Below are 15,854 nucleotides of genomic sequence, written 5' to 3'. Positions count from 1 at the left end.
GTCGAGGCCGGATATCCACCGTTAATAGGAAAAGCCCTCCGGAAGAATGCGGTACCGGGCGGCAATGAGAGGTCGGCAGCGTACTGTCGGCAAGCAAAGTGGTAACGCGGAAGTAAATACAGCAATGTAGTATATGCCTTCGTCTTTGCAGGATCATCTTCGTGATCCTCCTGCATGGACGAAGGCTTTTTTGCGTACCTTTGGCTGCGGAATCGCAAATCATTTCCAGAAAGAGACGAAAAAACATGAACACACTTGTAATTGTGCTGATCGCGGCTGTTGTTCTGTTCGGCGCGTACGTTTTCTACGGACGCTGGCTGGCGAACAAATGGGGTATCGACCCGAAAGCCAAGACGCCTGCCGTTGAATTTAATGACGGCAAGGACTTTGTGCCGACCAACGGCTGGACGGTATTCAGTCATCAGTTCTCCTCCATCGCGGGCGCAGGCCCTGTAACCGGTGCAATTCAAGCTGCGGCGTTCGGCTGGCTGCCGGTACTGCTGTGGGTGCTGATCGGCGGCGTATTCTTCGGCGCGGTAGCCGACTTCGGCGCGCTGTACGCTTCGGTTAAGAACAAGGGCAAGTCGATGGGTATGCTGATTGAGAAGTACATCGGCAAAACCGGCCGCAAGCTGTTCCTGATTTTCTCGTGGATCTTCTGCTGCATCGTTGTTGCGGCATTCGCAGATATGGTTGCGGGCACATTCAACGCCTACACTGTCACTGACGCAGGCGTTACCGAGCTGGCTGCTGCCGCAACCACCAACGGTGCGGCAGGCATGATCTCCATCATGTTTATGGTATTCGCGGTTGTGCTCGGCCTTATCCAGAAAAAGTTTAACCTGACCGGCTGGAAGGAAGCCGTTGTCGGCATTGTGTGCATCGTTGCCTCCTTTGCAATCGGCATGAACTGCCCGCTTATCTTCGGCAAGACAGCATGGAGCTATATCACCTTCATCTATATTTTCTTCGCCGCTGTCCTTCCGATGTGGCTGCTCAAGCAGCCGCGCGACTACATGACCACCTTCATGTTCATCTGCATGATCGCAGGCGCAGTCGTCGGTCTGGTTGTTGCACATCCGACTATGAACCTGCCGGTATTCACCGGTTTTACCAATGAGAAGCTCGGCACGATGTTCCCGATCCTGTTTGTAACCGTTGCATGCGGTGCGGTTTCCGGTTTCCACAGTCTGGTTTCCTCGGGTACGTCCTCCAAGACCATTGCGAACGAAAAGGACATGCCCAAGGTTGGCTACGGCGCGATGGTGCTGGAAAGCCTACTGGCTGTTCTGGCACTGTGCGTTGCCGGTGCTGCTGCAGCAGCTGACGGTACGCCGGCAGCTGGCACGCCGTTTCAGGTATTCAGCAGCGGTGTCGCAGGCTTCTTCGAGATGTTCGGCGTTCCGGTTTATGTTGCTACTGCATTTATGACCATGTGTGTTTCCGCACTGGCGCTGACCAGTCTGGACGCAGTTGCGCGTATCGGCCGCATGAGCTTTCAGGAGCTGTTCTCCGTCGATGACATGGAGCATGCCGAGGGCTGGCGCAAGCTGTTCTGCAACGTATATTTCTCCACGGTTATCACGCTGGCATTTGGTTTCCTGCTCACCAAGATTGGCTATGCCAATATCTGGCAGCTGTTCGGTTCGGCCAACCAGCTGCTGAGCGCTCTGGTGCTCATCACGCTCTGCGTATTCCTCAAGGTTACCGGCCGCAGCAACAAGATGATCTTCCCGCCGCTGGTCATCATGCTGTGTGTTACCTTCACCGCGCTGGTGCAGCGTTTCCTCGCTATGGTAAAGGCGATCTCTGCTGCCGCCTCAACGGCTATTCCGGCCGGTGAGACCACCTGGGGCGCGGTATTCATCGCAAACGGTCTGCAGCTTATCCTTGCGGTACTGCTGATCGTACTCGGTCTGACGATCGTTATCCACTCGTTCAAGAGCTATGCCAAGAGCGAGAGAAACAGTGAGAACGCGTAAAGCCGATTCTCCATATAACAAAAACGGCTTCGAAAAACCGAAGCCGCGAGACTATCGAAAAACCCGGTTGCAGCCTAATCGCAACCGGGTTTCTTGATAGGAAAAATTCACGGAGTAATTACGGATTACTCATTCCTGATTATTCTTAAGGCAACACCGCACAATTAAAGCTGCTCGCGGATCAGTGCACCCATCTCGGAGGTGGACAGTACCTTCTCACCCTTTGCGGCGATGTCCGCGGTGCGGTGACCTGCGTTGAGGACATTCTCAACAGCGGTTTCGATGGCGTCTGCCTCGTCCTTGAGGCCGAACGAGTAGCGCAGCATCATCGCGCACGACAGGATGGTCGCGATCGGGTTCGCAATGCCCTTGCCCGCGATGTCCGGCGCGGAGCCGTGGATAGGCTCGTACATACCCTTGCCGCTCTCGTTCATGGAGGCGGACGGCAGCATACCGATGGAGCCGGTGATCATGGAAGCCTCATCGGACAGAATATCGCCGAACAGGTTGCCGGTTACGATAACATCGAACTGACCCGGATTGCGGACAAGCTGCATCGCGCAGTTGTCAACGTACATATCCGTGTACTCGACCTCCGGGTACTCGTCCTTGATGCGGTGCATGGTTTCGCGCCATACGCGGCTGGTTTCGAGCACGTTTGCCTTGTCTACCGAGCAGACCTTCTTATTGCGCTTCATCGCCATCTCAAAAGCACGGCGGCCGATGCGCTCTACTTCATAAACCGAGTAGTTCATGTCGTCCGCGCCGGTCTCGCCCCAGCCCTTGTCGCTCTCGCGGCGATAGTGCTTGCCGAAGTAAACGTCGCCGGTCAGCTCACGGCAAACGAGAATGTCGAAGCCGTCACCAATAATCTCAGGCTTGATCGGGCACGCATCCGCAAGTGCCTTGTGCATCTGCGCCGGGCGCAGGTTGACGAACAGGCCCAGTGCGGCGCGCAGACCGAGCAGCGCCTTCTCCGGACGCTTGGCACTCGGCACATCGTCCCACTTCGGGCCGCCGACTGCACCGAGCAGAACGGAATCCGCGTTCTTGCAGATCTCGATGGTCTCATCGGTCAGCGGGATGCCGTTCTTGTCGATCGAGCAGCCACCCGCGAGGACCTCCTGAAAACCAAACTTGTGGCCGAACTTCTCGCCGACCTTATCGAGCACGAGCATAGCCTCGGATACGATTTCCGGACCGATGCCATCGCCCTTGACAACAGCAATATTGTATTCCATGGGATTATGCCTCTCTCTCCTTGAGCGACTTGAGCAGGCCGCCTGCCTTGATGATGTTCTGGATAAACGGTGGGAATGCAGCTGCCTGCCAGCTCTCGCCCTTGGTAACGTCGGTGATCACGCCGGTGTCGAAGTTTACCTCTACCTCGTCGCCCGCGTCGATGCCGTTCGCCGCTGCCTCGCACTCGAGGATGGGCAGGCCGATGTTGATGGCGTTGCGGTAGAAGATACGCGCGAACGAGGACGCGATCACGCAGGAAACGCCGTTCTCGCGGAGAACAAGTGGCGCGTGCTCACGGGAAGAACCGCAGCCGAAGTTGCGGGTCGCAACAACGATATCGCCCGGGTGCATATTCTTGACGAAATCCGCGTCGATGTCCTCCATTGCGTGGGTGGACAGCTCCTTCGGGTCTGCGATATTCAGATAACGTGCGGGGATGATAACATCGGTATCGACATTATCGCCGTACTTGAAAACCTTGCCTTTTGCGTTCATGGTATGTGTTTCCTCCCTTACTTCAGGTCGTCCGGTGCACAGATATAGCCTGCTACCGCACTTGCGGCAGCGACGGCCGGGCTTGCCAGATAAATTTCCGAGGTGATATGACCCATACGGCCTACAAAGTTGCGGTTGGTGGTGGAAACCGCCTTCTCACCGTGCGCCAGGATACCCATATGACCGCCGAGGCACGGGCCGCAGGTCGGTGTGGAAACGATAGCGCCAGCCTGAATGAAGATCTTGGTCAGACCCTCCTCGATGCACTGCAGGTAAACTTCCTGTGTTGCGGGGATGATGATGGTGCGCACATTCGGATTTACCTTGCGGCCCTTGAGAATTTCGGCTGCAACGCGCATATCGTCGATGCGGCCGTTGGTGCATGAACCGATGACCGACTGCTGAACCTCAATATGACCGAGGTCGTCAATGGTCTTGGTGTTCTCCGGCAGATGCGGGCACGCAATGGTCGGACGAAGTGCAGACAGGTCGATTTCGATGGTCTGCTCGTACTCGGCGTCAGCGTCGGCCTCGAATGCGGTAACCTCGCGGTTTACGCGGCTCTTGATGTAGTCCATCGTCTTGTCGTCTACCGGGAAGATGCCGTTCTTCGCACCGGCCTCGATCGCCATGTTGCAGATGGTGAAGCGGTCGTCCATGGACAGCGCGTGTGCGCCCTCGCCAACGAACTCCATCGACTTGTACAGAGCGCCGTCCACGCCGATCTTGCCGATGATGTGCAGGATGACGTCCTTGCCGGATACCCACGGGTTCAGCTTGCCGGTGAGCACAAACTTGATTGCGCTCGGCACCTTGAACCACGCCTTGCCGGTCGCCATGCCTGCGGCGAGATCGGTAGAACCGACGCCGGTCGAGAATGCGCCCAGTGCACCGTAGGTGCAGGTGTGGCTGTCCGCGCCGATGATAAGCTCACCGGGAGCGGTCAGACCTTTTTCCGGCAGCAGCGCGTGCTCGATACCCATTGCGCCAACGTCGAAGAAGTTGACGATGTTGTACTTCTTGGAGAACTCGCGGCATTCGAGGCACTGCTCTGCGGACTTAATATCCTTGTTCGGTGCAAAGTGGTCCATTACGAGCGCGATCTTGGTGTTGTCGAACACCTTATCGAAGCCCGCCTTCTCCATCTCTCGGATGGCAACCGGACCGGTGATATCGTTTGCCAGCGTGAGATCTACGTTTGCCTCGATCAGCTGACCTGCCGTTACGCTTTCCAGACCCGCATGCTTTGCGAGGATCTTCTGCGTCATTGTCATACCCATAACAGCGTTCCTCCTGCTGAATTAGTCGTTAAAATACTTGTTAATGCCGTTGATGTACGCCTTGATGGACGCTTCCATAACGTCAACCGATACGCCGCGGCCGGTAACAACCTCGTTGCTGCCGTCTACGCGGATCTTGACGATAGCCTCGCTCTGTGCATCCTCGCCGTCGGTCAGTGCGCGCAGCGAGTAATCTTCCAGTTCGATGCTCTTGCCGATGATCTTGTCGATCGCATGGAACGATGCGTTGATCGGGCCGTCGGAAGCGGCAGCGCGCTCGAACATCTCGTCGCCCTTCTTGACACGGATAACAGCGGTAGAGGTAATGGTGTTGCCAGAGTTGATGACAAAGCGGTCGAGCGTGTAGCGCTCCTCACCGGAAACCGGAACAGCACCGATCAGACCCTCGAGGTCGCGGTCCTTGATGACCTTCTTTTTGTCGGCCAGAACCTTGAACTTCTCGAATGCCTTTTCGAGCTTCTCATGGTCGAGCGTGTAACCCAGCTCATGCAGACGCTCCTCGAAGGCGTGACGGCCGGAGTGCTTGCCAAGCACAATCGCGTTCTTCGGGATACCGACGGATTCCGGAGTCATGATCTCGTAGGTTTCCTTGTTGGCCATTACGCCGTGCTGGTGGATGCCCGCCTCGTGTGCGAACGCATTTGCACCGATGATCGGCTTGGTCGGTGCAACAGCAACGCCGGTAATGGTCTGGATCATGCGGCTTGCGCGGTAGATCTGGGTGGTCTCGATGTTGCAGCCGATACCGAAGTGATCGGCACGGGTCTTGAGCGCCATAACGCACTCCTCCATGGAGGCGTTGCCGGCACGCTCGCCGATGCCATTGATGGTGCACTCGATCTGGTCAATACCGGCTTCAACGCCTGCCAGAGAGTTTGCAACTGCCATGCCGAGGTCGTTGTGCATGTGGCAGGACAGGATTACGTTCTCGATACCCTCGGTGTGCTCACGCAGGTACTTGATGCGGGATGCGTACTCCTGCGGGATCATGTAGCCGACGGTATCCGGAATGTTGATGGTAGTAGCACCGGCCTTGATGGCGGTTTCAACGACGCGGCACAGGAAGTCGAGGTCGGAGCGGGTTGCGTCCTCGGCGGAGAACTCGATGTCCGAACAGAACTTCTTGGCGAACGCAACGTTGTGCGCTACGGATTCCAGCACCTCATCCGGCGTCATCTTCAGCTTGTACTCCATGTGTACCGGGCTGGTTGCCAGGAAGGTGTGAATGCGGGCAGACTCTGCACGGCGGATGGAGTTCCATGCCGCCTCGATGTCCTGCTCACGGCAGCGTGCCAGCGAGCAGATGGTAGCGCCGCGCACGGTATCAGCGATTGCTGCGATGGCAGCAGCATCGCCGGGAGAAGCAGCCGCAAAGCCTGCTTCAATGATATCAACCTTGAGGGCTTCGAGCTGCTTTGCAACCTCGATCTTCTCATTCAGGTTCATGCTGCAGCCGGGAGACTGCTCACCGTCACGCAGCGTCGTATCAAAAATCTTAACTGTTCTTCCCATGGTATCTTGTCCTCTCCTATTCAGAATTTTACCGGGTTTACAGGGACAAAAAAAGCTCCGTCCCTTAATCCAATCATTAAGAGACGAAGCGAAAGCTCCGCGGTACCACTCTTGTTGCCGCAGTATGGTGCGACCCCTCTATGCACATCTGACAATGCGCTCCCCTGTAACGGTGGGTATCCGTTCCCTCCTACCGGTCCGAAGGACTTTCAGCGGACAGCTCCCGGGCGAGTTTCACTGCTTCCTGACGCTGCCTTACACCAACCGGCAGCTCTCTGCGGACAGGGGTGACAATTACTTTACCCGTTCATCACCTTTATCAATATGTTTTTATATTAGACCTCTGAGCCGCTGTTGTCAAGACTTTTTTTAAGGCAGCGCCGGGCATACTGCACCGCAAACAGATTTGACAAACCTTCTCCAATATAGTAAAATAACACTGTATACAGGAAAACGCTGTTTTCCTGAGCACATCTGTTAAAAGCTGTGAAGAGAAGAGTACGCAGTGAAGTACGTCAAAGCGAGTTCCGGGCGGTGAAAGCGGAACGCGGAGGGCACTGCCGAACATGGTCTTGGAGCTTCGCACTGAGCTTACTTTGTAATAGTATGCAAGGCTGCGGCGGCAAAGTCCTGCCGTTATCGAGGACGATGGGTAGCATCCTACCCGCTGAGGCGCCTTTCCGCGAGGAAGGCGTAAAGCAAGGTGGTAACACGGAAGGTTTGTCCTCCGTCCTTGCAGTGGCAAAATACAGGCCATTGCAGGAACGGAGGATTTTTTGTTCCCTGTTTCCTGCTGTCACGCATAAAACATATTTATATATGTAAGGAGAGAATACACGAATGGACAAGAAACCCTATTATATCTCAACGGCGATTGCCTATACCTCGGCGAAGCCGCACATCGGCAACACCTACGAGATCGTGCTGGCCGACGCTATCGCACGCTACAAGCGCATGACCGGTTACGACGTTTATTTCCAGACCGGCACGGACGAGCATGGTCAGAAGATTCAGGAGAAGGCCGAGGCAGCCGGCATCACGCCGCAGCAGCACGTTGACAAGATTGCCGGTGAGGTTAAGACCATCTGGGATCTGATGAACACCACCTATGACAAGTTCATCCGCACCACCGACCCGATGCACGAGAAAAAGGTGCAGAAGATCTTCAAAAAGCTGTATGATCAGGGCGATATTTACAAGGGCGCGTACAAGGGCAAATACTGCAAGCCGTGTGAGTCCTTCTGGACCGAGAGCCAGCTGAAGGACGGCTGCTGCCCGGACTGCGGCCGCCCGTGCGTAGACGCCGAGGAGGAAGCATACTTCTTCCGCATGAGCAAGTACGCCGACCGCCTGATGAAGCACATCGAGGAGCACCCCGAGTTCATCCAGCCGGAGAGCCGTAAGAACGAGATGGTAAACAACTTCCTCAAGCCGGGTCTGCAGGACCTGTGCGTTTCCCGCACCTCGTTCAGCTGGGGCATTCCGGTAGACTTTGACCCGGGCCATGTTGTTTATGTTTGGCTGGATGCACTTACCAACTATATCACCTTCTGCGGCTACGATCCGGACGGCAACCACGATGAGCACTACAAGAAGTTCTGGCCGGCTGATGTGCACCTGATCGGCAAGGATATCATCCGCTTCCACACCATCTACTGGCCGATCTTCCTGATGGCGCTCGGCGAGCCGCTGCCGAAGCAGGTATTCGGTCATCCGTGGCTGCTGGTCGGCGACGGCAAGATGTCCAAGTCGCTCGGCAACGTTATCTATGCGGACGATCTGGTTCGCCTGTTCGGTGTGGATGCCATCCGCTACTACGTTCTGCACGAGATGCCGTTCGCAAATGACGGTGTGCTCTCCTACGAGCTGATCTGCGAGCGCATTAACTCTGATCTGGCAAATGTGCTCGGCAATCTGGTCAACCGCACGATTGCCATGACCAAGAAGTATTTCGGCGGCATTGTTCCGGCGCCGACCGCACCGGAAGCACTTGATGACGAGCTGAAGGCAGTCGCACTCGGTCTGCCGGCGGCTGTTGAGAAGAAGATGGACACCCTGCACGTTGCAGATGCCATCGACGAGGTATTTGCACTGCTGCGTCGCTCCAACAAGTATATCGACGAGACCATGCCGTGGGCGCTCGCCAAGGACGAGAGCAAGCAGGCGCGTCTGGGCACGGTGCTGTACAACCTGCTCGAAGCGATCCGCTTTGCCGCTGTTGAGCTGAAGCCGTATCTGCCGGACACCGCCGACAAGATTTTCGCACAGCTGGGTGTTGAAAACAAGGGCGTTGAGAGCCTGACTTCGTTTGACGGCATGCAGCCGGGTCAGCCGGTCGGCGAAGCCTCCATCCTGTTCGAGCGCATCGACATTCCGAAGAAGCTCGCTGAGATCGAGGAGGAAAAGAAGGCTGCCGAGGCAGAGCAGAAGCCTGCAGTTGAGTTCCTGCCGGATATCCCGTTTGACGATTTCTGCAAGGTCGATATGACGGTCTGCAAGGTGCTCGCATGCGAGAACGTCAAGAAGAGCAATAAGCTGCTCAAGTTCCAGCTGGATGACGGCTCGGGCACGCCGCGTCAGATTCTGTCCGGTATTGCCAAGTATTACAAGCCGGAGGAGCTGGTCGGCAAGACGGTCGTTGCCGTTACCAACCTGCCGCCGCGCAAGATGATGGGTCAGGAGTCCAACGGCATGCTGCTCTCCGCCGAAAAGGACGAAAAGCTCAACCTGCTCATGCTGGACGACAGCATTCCGGCTGGCGCCAAGCTGTGCTAAAATAAACACACTTTACAACGGATTCCGCAGGGGGGTGCCCTCACCCCGCCGCACATAAACGGGAACACTCGGTTGCAACGGCGGGCTGAGGGCAGCCCGCCCTACGAATGGGTTAACAGATGTGTTATCCCATGTATAATTTCGCACACACTACAATCAACAATTTAGGAAGCGAAAATTATGACAAGAGGGCGAAATGCAATGTGGATCATTTATGCGTTGCTCTCTGCGGTATTTGCCGCACTGACAACGATTTTAGCCAAAATCGGCGTGGAAAACGTGGACAGCACGCTTGCTACTGCTATCCGAACCGCTGTGGTGCTCGTGATGGCATGGGGCATGGTCTTCCTGCTGGGAAAACAGGGCGGCGTAAGCGCAATCGGCGCCAAAAGCTGGGTATTTCTTACCCTGTCCGGACTGGCGACCGGTGGTTCGTGGCTGTTTTACTACAAGGCCCTGCAGATGGGCGAGGCCAGCCGTGTGGCTCCGATCGACAAGCTGAGCGTTGTTATCACGATGATTCTGGCGTTTGTTGTCCTGCACGAGACCGTGACGGTCAAGGGTGTGATCGGCGGCATTCTGATTGCGGCAGGCACGCTGTTTATGATTCTGTGATATATTTTAAGCAAAAGAGTTAAGGCAATACCGCATAATTGAACAAGAGTGATTTGCGAGTAAATTTTGCGTACTGACGAGGCACAGTTTTGCGGTAATACTTGATGTATTACCGTGAAACTTCGGCAGCGCGGACGGAACTCGCGCAAGGAACCGAAGCCAAAGTCAGGACACAAAATTTCCGCAAAGCACCGCGGCAGTGCGATCGGAGCCTGCACAAGGAGCCGCCGCTTTAATTGTGCGGTGTTGCCTTAAGAACAGAGTGGAGAGTGAAGAGTGGAGATTTATGTTCTCTGCACCCTCCACTCTTCACTCTGTTATTGAGGGTTTTACATGCACAAAAAATACTTCTTTTTTGATATTGACGGCACGCTTTCCACCGGTCTCACCACCATGATGCCGGAAAGCGCAGTAAAGGCACTGGCGCAGCTTCGTGCGAACGGCCACTTTACCGCCATTGCGACCGGACGGCTGCAGGCATCTGCAGCAGCCGTTGCCGCGCGCTACGGCTTCACGGACATTGTAGCGGACGGCGGCTGGAGCGTAACGCACAACGGCGAAATTGTCGAGATGGAGTCGCTGCCGGCGGCCGACTGCATTGCGCTGATCGAGCGGCTCGAGCAGGCCGGTATTCCGTGGGCGGTGTCGCCGGAGAATGAGAAACTATGCGTAACAACGGATAAAAATTATCTTCCGTATGCACCGGAGAACTACTTCCCTGTTCTGTGGGACCCGCATTTTGATTATCACAGGCTGGAGCATCTGTACAAGGTTTACTACGTCTGCACGCCTGATGAGGAGAATCATATTGACGCAGGCGGTCTGCCGCTTGTGCGGTACAATCCCCATGTGATTTTCGTTGAGCCGAAGGAAAAGCAGCGAGGTATTCGCTATTTTCAGCAGCTTTTATCCATTCCAGATGATGATATTGTGGTGTTTGGCGACGGCATGAACGACATCTGCATGTTCGGTCAGGGATGGTTATCGATTGCGATGGGCAATGCCCGCGCCGCGCTCAAGGAGAAGGCGGATTACATCACGACAGACGTAGATAAGGACGGACTTTGGAACGCCTGCAGGCATTTCGGCTGGATTTGAGGAAGGTTTACTATGCTTTTTGATACACATGCACACTATGACGATGAACGGTTCGACGAGGACCGCGATACGCTGCTGGCTTCCATGCCCGAGAACAATGTCGGCCTGATTCTCAATCCCGGCTGTGATGTGGAAAGCTCGCGCAAAGCGGTCAGCTACGCGAATAAATATCCATTTGTATATGCGGCGGTCGGTATTCACCCGGAAAACATCGAGGACGGCTGGGAGGCTGACCTGGAGACCATCCGCGCACTGGCACAGAATGAAAGCAAGATCCGCGCCATCGGTGAAATTGGTCTTGACTATTACTGGGAAAAAGACGAGCGTGCGCGTGCGCGGCAGCAGGTTGTATTTGCCCGCCAAATGGAGCTGGCGCGTGCACTGCACCTCCCTGTCATCGTGCATGACCGCGATGCGCACGCCGACAGCATGGAGATCACTCGTCGGTATCCGGATGTGATCGGCGTGTACCATTGCTATGCCGGTCACGTCGAAATGGCACGCGAACTGCTGAAACTCGGGTATTATCTGTCATTCACCGGTGTTATCACGTTCAAAAATGCTAAAAAAGCGAAGGAAGTCATTCGTGAAGTGCCGATTGAGCGATTGATGATCGAGACCGATTCGCCCTACATGGCACCCGAGCCGTTTCGCGGCCGCCGTAATTCCTCGCTGTATGTGCATCGCATGGCTGAGACTATCGCGGAAATCAAGGGCATGAGTGCCGCAGAGGTTGAACGGATTACAACCGAAAACGGCAGACAGCTGTTTGGTATTTCCGGGTAAGATAAAGCAAAACAGGGACAAGAGGTTTTATCTCTTGTCCCTGTTTTGTATGAACTATGTTGACGAAAAAGATGCACCAATCCAAAGCCCCATCTCATCAAGCCGCAAACCAGCGGAGCGTTTGCGGCTTGAAAAGGAGGAGCAGCGGAATGAGTGCGCTCTGACTTTTTTGATAAAAAAGTCGGAGCAAGCGATATAAAGCTTGCTCCGACGTGTAATAGCGAAACACTATAGATATCGGTCCAAACCTCAATTTGCAGAGAAAATCATTGGTCGCATCTATCTGCCCACCAGCAATTTATAGTTTCAATACGATTAGACAATCTCTCCTTGTATCGGTTTAGTGGAATATCGAGCAAATCTAATAAAATAATTCTATACATGAGTGAAAGCTTGTGTAGGTAAAGCACACTCTCATCACCATTCAAGAATTTTCTATTCTGCTTACTTTTAATGTGAGCAATTCGATTCCTACTATTTACTAATATTTGCACAAAACCTTCCAAGTCTTTTTGGTACTCACCCCGAAAAATTTCTTGCCCATAATGGCTTATTATATATTTAAGATCCAAACCTAATTGGGACTCCTCACGACTCTTCCTTTTTGGCAAAACAAATTCGCTCTTTTTGCTCTGAATAATCTCGCCCACACCAATAAAGGCTTCAATTAGGAAAGCACATTTCATGTCCACAGGCATTTCAACTCTGGAAAGGCAATATAAAGCCGTATTGTGAACAATATCTAATTCCTCTTGAATCAGACACCAATTTGAAAAAAGTGTTTCGGAAAGCACCTCATCAAAATTAATCAAACGGTTATTTTCTCCAATCATAAAATCAGCAGAAAAATAATTAGGAAGCAACTTTTTCTGAATGCTTGTGGTGATTTCGACTCCATCCCGAGTAACCGATGTGATTGGATAAAACTGCCCATCCATTAGCATTATTAGACGCTTCAAATCAAAGTATAAATGATGAAGGTCGTATATGGAGGCATCCTCTACAGTATGAACCGTAATGATACGTTCACCAAATTGCTCTATGGAAATCTCTGCTAAACTATGTTGTTGGCCTATATAGGCTGTAATCGTTTTCTCGAACGGTCCACCAAGTATACCATTGTTGGGACATTCTCGAACAATGAATTCCATCTGGTCACTACCTTTAGATAGTGCGGAGTTTTCTCTTGGCTAAAAAGAAGAAAAAAGTTCTGTTTTAAATATCATACAGCAAGCTTTATGTGAATTTCTATGTTACTCCAGACATATTAACTAATCGTTTATAAATTCCTCAAATCCGCGGTATAAAGTATAGTTATACTTTGCAATTTGCGGTTGCCCTCCAAAGAGTTTGGAGGCTCCTGGATAATACGAAAAAATAGACTTGATTTGTGCTAAGTAAGTATATGGATTATTAATGTTCCCTACTCTTTTCTCAAAAATCCCAGTCAAGATTCCGGCCCACAAGCCGGAAGACTCAATTGCGCCTTTATATAAATCATGGAAATTACTACAATACCCCAATACATCCGCAGCTACAGTAATTACAGTTGTCAATATACCACCAAACTTAGCAACCCTTAAAATATCCATACTTTTTCTATATTCATTCGCTGCAGAATCAATTTTTTTCTTTTCATCATTAATAATTGCCTCTATCACTTCAGGAGCATCTGCTTGAGCCAGCTCATTGCGAAGAGTTTTAATGGCATTCAAAAATTGATTGCGCTCATCTTTTCGCTTTTCACGAAAACGAAGAATATCTGTGGGAGGAACATGCAAAAGATCTTGTGGAAAAATATCTGGAATCATAATCGATACTAATGCTTCGGTGCTCGGTTCAATGTATTCTTTCCCCGGTCGATAATCATCCTGAAGAGCTCCTCCGTATAAAAAGTAGGTTGATGTTGTCCACAACTCTTGATTTCTGGTCCACAAAGATAGTGAATTCTTTTTTGCAATGTGATTTGCTAAAAAGGTCATATAGAAGTTCACAGTGTGGGGGCTTGCATACAGCCAGTTTTCATCCTCGTCAATATGTTTTAGCTTGAAGAAAATATCCTGCAAGAGTTTGACATCCATTTTTGAAGAATGAATTCGGATATATTCTGTTTCATCATCCTCAATCAGCGAAAGCGCAGCTGCTTTTCTATGATTCTCATCCATAAACTTCGAAAATTCTTCACTCGCTTCTTTTGAATACGGAACAGGAGATAGTGGGATTCCAATTTCGCCGGTAGAACACAACTCTCTAATATTTTGCGGTTCATTCAATTCATATCCAGGGGGCACAATTCTATATATTTTATCCGCAAAAAGAGCTGCATTCCAGAGCCATTGATAATCTTCGTGGCGAAACTCAATTGTCGGATAATAAAGAATAGAGTTACTCATAATTCAAGTTTCCTCTCTATAATTTTAAGGAATATTTTATTGATGAATTGAATGGCTTATGCGCATCATCCGTCAATTTCTATACATGATTCAAATTGTTACTTTAGGTGCGTCCTCCCCAAAGATAACTTAATCAATAGCATCTTAAACTCTGGTGCAATCCATGAAGCAAACTCGCAAGCAATCATCGGATGAGCAAATGTTCCTCTGGCTTTACCTTGCTTAGAAACAATGCCGATTGCCTTTGTTCGGTCGATCCACAGCTTTGGTATCAATGTAAAAGAAGCGGCTTTCTTCTTTTCTAAAAGCTCCTCATAACCGGCTTCGCTGTAATCAGGATTATTTTCCTGTTCCCACAGGTTGAGGAAGGCTAAGGTGTTTCCACTTCGCAACCAACTCTGAATCACATATCCTGGAGCATCCTCACTATGTGCTCGAGCAATCTCGGTAAGAGAAATATAACTCTCATCTTGCTTCTTGTCCTGTGATACCGAGTTCTTTCTCCGTGCAACACTTTCCAATACCTCACTCTTACTCTTGCCATAGCCAGCGAGAGCGGAGAGCGTATATTCAGCAATATCATTTTCCTTTGTGATTCGCAGTATAATTCGATCTCGTTCCTCGCAGGTGATATTATCCGCTCCCACAAGGTATTCCAACAAATTTCCAATGCCAGCTAAATCTATCATGCTGATTTTCCTTGCCACACGCCTCACCTCTTGAGGCTATTGTAGCATAACTTGTAGAAATATGAAAGATAAATCAAATCTGAATCACGGCAGGGGAAACATAGCGTGTGCCTTTCCTTGGTGTTCCTTCCTTATCGTAATCAACATTGCAGCGGGCAGACTTCTCAAACTGTGCATCCATGAACTTCTCCATGCCAATAACAGCTATGTATTTACCATTAGAAAGAAGATGATCTACCGCAGCTGAGTCCATTTTGCTTTTCCGATCGGAGAAGATATTTGTTTTGCATGAAGCATATCCACGACCTTTCCCAAACTTGCTCCTGCCATATAGAAATCAAAAATCAGACGCACAACATTTGCTTCACTCCTATTGATTTCAAGTGTCCCGCTACTGGTCAAAGTAAAACCATATGGTATTCTCATGTTTTGCCCCTCCTAAAAAATAAGAATTACTATGCTGCCGCCTCACCCGAGAGGCAAAACATAGGAATATAGAAGATATTGTTTTCTTTCGTACTGTCATTCTGCACAGTCAGCAAGGTTAATTGGTCTTCTTTGGTGTCAAAAATGACAAAACCCGTGTATAACTTAAGTTATACACGGGTTTTGTCTAATATGGTGGAGACGGTGGGGATCGAACCCATGACCTCTTGACTGCCAGTCAAACGCTCTCCCAGCTGAGCTACGCCCCCGATTCGGCTAATAAACTTTGCATAAAAATTATAACGCAACGGATTGGTTAATGTCAAGCACAGAGCATCTGGCAGTATCACTGAAATCACAAAGCAAAACTTGGTAGTGCTGCCGAAAATTTAGGTGAAACTGCCAAGTTTTATTCGCTGCTGTTAGGACTCGGGGGTGCGGACGAAAAGTTGGACAAAGCAGAGGCCGCAAGGAGGAAATAGGTATATTGTTCACATACGAAAAGAAAGTCCGCGCCCTGTAATTATATGAGCAAACCCA

General features: G+C 51.5%; 14 protein-coding genes, 1 tRNA gene and 1 other annotated feature. Of the genes, 5 read left to right on the top strand and 10 right to left on the bottom strand.

The window, feature by feature from the left end; all coding sequences use genetic code 11:
• Nucleotides 1–245: 245 nt before the first annotated feature.
• On the top strand, nt 246–1,982 hold the full coding sequence (locus tag DXB00_RS05885; RefSeq protein WP_119214617.1) for a carbon starvation CstA family protein: 1,737 nt from the start codon (nt 246–248) through the stop codon (nt 1,980–1,982).
• Between the two features lie 164 nt (nt 1,983–2,146).
• Here DXB00_RS05885 and leuB read toward each other — a convergent pair whose 3' ends face one another.
• Genes leuB through DXB00_RS05865 form a run of 4 tightly spaced genes read right to left on the bottom strand, consistent with a single transcriptional unit; the run spans nt 2,147 to nt 6,532 of the window.
• Nucleotides 2,147–3,223 carry a 3-isopropylmalate dehydrogenase gene (leuB, locus tag DXB00_RS05880; protein WP_118285757.1) on the bottom strand — a complete coding sequence of 359 codons (1,077 nt, stop codon included), beginning with the start codon at nt 3,221–3,223 and terminating at the stop codon, nt 2,147–2,149.
• A 4-nt stretch (nt 3,224–3,227) separates the two neighbouring features.
• Nucleotides 3,228–3,719 (bottom strand): 3-isopropylmalate dehydratase small subunit, encoded by a 492-nt coding sequence (locus DXB00_RS05875; protein WP_117488093.1) that lies wholly within the window; start codon nt 3,717–3,719, stop codon nt 3,228–3,230.
• Nucleotides 3,720–3,736: 17 nt separating this feature from the next.
• Nucleotides 3,737–4,999 (bottom strand): 3-isopropylmalate dehydratase large subunit, encoded by a 1,263-nt coding sequence (leuC, locus tag DXB00_RS05870; protein WP_199677298.1) that lies wholly within the window; start codon nt 4,997–4,999, stop codon nt 3,737–3,739.
• A gap of 21 nt (nt 5,000–5,020) precedes the next feature.
• Nucleotides 5,021–6,532 carry a 2-isopropylmalate synthase gene (locus tag DXB00_RS05865; protein ID WP_118729877.1) on the bottom strand — a complete coding sequence of 504 codons (1,512 nt, stop codon included), beginning with the start codon at nt 6,530–6,532 and terminating at the stop codon, nt 5,021–5,023.
• A gap of 76 nt (nt 6,533–6,608) precedes the next feature.
• Nucleotides 6,609–6,852, bottom strand: a binding site (T-box leader).
• Between the two features lie 520 nt (nt 6,853–7,372).
• Here DXB00_RS05865 and metG point away from each other — a divergent pair.
• From metG to DXB00_RS05845, 4 genes are all read left to right on the top strand, one after another.
• On the top strand, nt 7,373–9,307 hold the full coding sequence (gene metG, locus DXB00_RS05860; protein ID WP_116704918.1) for a methionine--tRNA ligase: 1,935 nt from the start codon (nt 7,373–7,375) through the stop codon (nt 9,305–9,307).
• 201 nt (nt 9,308–9,508) lie between these two features.
• Complete coding sequence (locus tag DXB00_RS05855) at nt 9,509–9,922, top strand: EamA family transporter (RefSeq protein WP_117488099.1); 414 nt, start codon at nt 9,509–9,511, stop codon at nt 9,920–9,922.
• Nucleotides 9,923–10,255: 333 nt separating this feature from the next.
• Nucleotides 10,256–11,020 carry an HAD hydrolase family protein gene (locus DXB00_RS05850; RefSeq protein ID WP_118729878.1) on the top strand — a complete coding sequence of 255 codons (765 nt, stop codon included), beginning with the start codon at nt 10,256–10,258 and terminating at the stop codon, nt 11,018–11,020.
• 12 nt (nt 11,021–11,032) lie between these two features.
• Nucleotides 11,033–11,806: a TatD family hydrolase gene (locus DXB00_RS05845; RefSeq protein WP_118729879.1), complete on the top strand. Its 774-nt coding sequence runs from the start codon at nt 11,033–11,035 to the stop codon at nt 11,804–11,806.
• A gap of 266 nt (nt 11,807–12,072) precedes the next feature.
• On the opposite strand, the gene DXB00_RS05840 is transcribed toward DXB00_RS05845, so the two are convergent.
• The 6 genes from DXB00_RS05840 to DXB00_RS05815 all read right to left on the bottom strand — a co-directional run bounded on the left by DXB00_RS05840 (nt 12,073) and on the right by DXB00_RS05815 (nt 15,583).
• Nucleotides 12,073–12,957, bottom strand: coding sequence for a HEPN domain-containing protein (locus tag DXB00_RS05840; protein ID WP_118729880.1), 885 nt, complete (start codon nt 12,955–12,957; stop codon nt 12,073–12,075).
• A 120-nt stretch (nt 12,958–13,077) separates the two neighbouring features.
• Nucleotides 13,078–14,199 carry a hypothetical protein gene (locus tag DXB00_RS05835; RefSeq protein WP_118729881.1) on the bottom strand — a complete coding sequence of 374 codons (1,122 nt, stop codon included), beginning with the start codon at nt 14,197–14,199 and terminating at the stop codon, nt 13,078–13,080.
• 98 nt (nt 14,200–14,297) lie between these two features.
• Nucleotides 14,298–14,906: a KilA-N domain-containing protein gene (locus DXB00_RS05830; protein WP_243022709.1), complete on the bottom strand. Its 609-nt coding sequence runs from the start codon at nt 14,904–14,906 to the stop codon at nt 14,298–14,300.
• 55 nt (nt 14,907–14,961) lie between these two features.
• Nucleotides 14,962–15,141 carry a hypothetical protein gene (locus tag DXB00_RS16290; RefSeq protein ID WP_118729882.1) on the bottom strand — a complete coding sequence of 60 codons (180 nt, stop codon included), beginning with the start codon at nt 15,139–15,141 and terminating at the stop codon, nt 14,962–14,964.
• Nucleotides 15,123–15,218: a hypothetical protein gene (locus DXB00_RS18130; RefSeq protein ID WP_442861361.1), complete on the bottom strand. Its 96-nt coding sequence runs from the start codon at nt 15,216–15,218 to the stop codon at nt 15,123–15,125. The genes DXB00_RS16290 and DXB00_RS18130 overlap by 19 nt, the downstream gene beginning before the upstream one ends.
• Before the next feature lie 289 nt (nt 15,219–15,507).
• Nucleotides 15,508–15,583 (bottom strand) — tRNA-Ala (locus DXB00_RS05815).
• Between the last annotated feature and the right edge of the window lie 271 nt (nt 15,584–15,854).

The organism is Butyricicoccus sp. OF10-2, assembly GCF_003481925.1.
GTDB lineage: Bacteria > Bacillota > Clostridia > Oscillospirales > Butyricicoccaceae > Agathobaculum > Agathobaculum butyriciproducens.
Note: the sequence above shows the minus strand (reverse complement) of the source record. Positions and strands in the feature narration are given on the sequence as shown.

Coding starts and splice junctions, on each gene's coding strand:
- DXB00_RS18130 (WP_442861361.1), bottom strand. CDS start 15,218: ATGGCAGGAGCAAGTTTGGGAAAGGTCGTGGATATGCTTCATGCAAAA.
- DXB00_RS05875 (WP_117488093.1), bottom strand. CDS start 3,719: ATGAACGCAAAAGGCAAGGTTTTCAAGTACGGCGATAATGTCGATACC.
- leuB (WP_118285757.1), bottom strand. CDS start 3,223: ATGGAATACAATATTGCTGTTGTCAAGGGCGATGGCATCGGTCCGGAA.
- DXB00_RS05885 (WP_119214617.1), top strand. CDS start 246: ATGAACACACTTGTAATTGTGCTGATCGCGGCTGTTGTTCTGTTCGGC.
- DXB00_RS05840 (WP_118729880.1), bottom strand. CDS start 12,957: ATGGAATTCATTGTTCGAGAATGTCCCAACAATGGTATACTTGGTGGA.
- metG (WP_116704918.1), top strand. CDS start 7,373: ATGGACAAGAAACCCTATTATATCTCAACGGCGATTGCCTATACCTCG.
- DXB00_RS05855 (WP_117488099.1), top strand. CDS start 9,509: ATGTGGATCATTTATGCGTTGCTCTCTGCGGTATTTGCCGCACTGACA.
- DXB00_RS05845 (WP_118729879.1), top strand. CDS start 11,033: ATGCTTTTTGATACACATGCACACTATGACGATGAACGGTTCGACGAG.
- DXB00_RS05835 (WP_118729881.1), bottom strand. CDS start 14,199: ATGAGTAACTCTATTCTTTATTATCCGACAATTGAGTTTCGCCACGAA.
- DXB00_RS05865 (WP_118729877.1), bottom strand. CDS start 6,532: ATGGGAAGAACAGTTAAGATTTTTGATACGACGCTGCGTGACGGTGAG.
- DXB00_RS16290 (WP_118729882.1), bottom strand. CDS start 15,141: ATGGACTCAGCTGCGGTAGATCATCTTCTTTCTAATGGTAAATACATA.
- leuC (WP_199677298.1), bottom strand. CDS start 4,999: ATGGGTATGACAATGACGCAGAAGATCCTCGCAAAGCATGCGGGTCTG.
- DXB00_RS05850 (WP_118729878.1), top strand. CDS start 10,256: ATGCACAAAAAATACTTCTTTTTTGATATTGACGGCACGCTTTCCACC.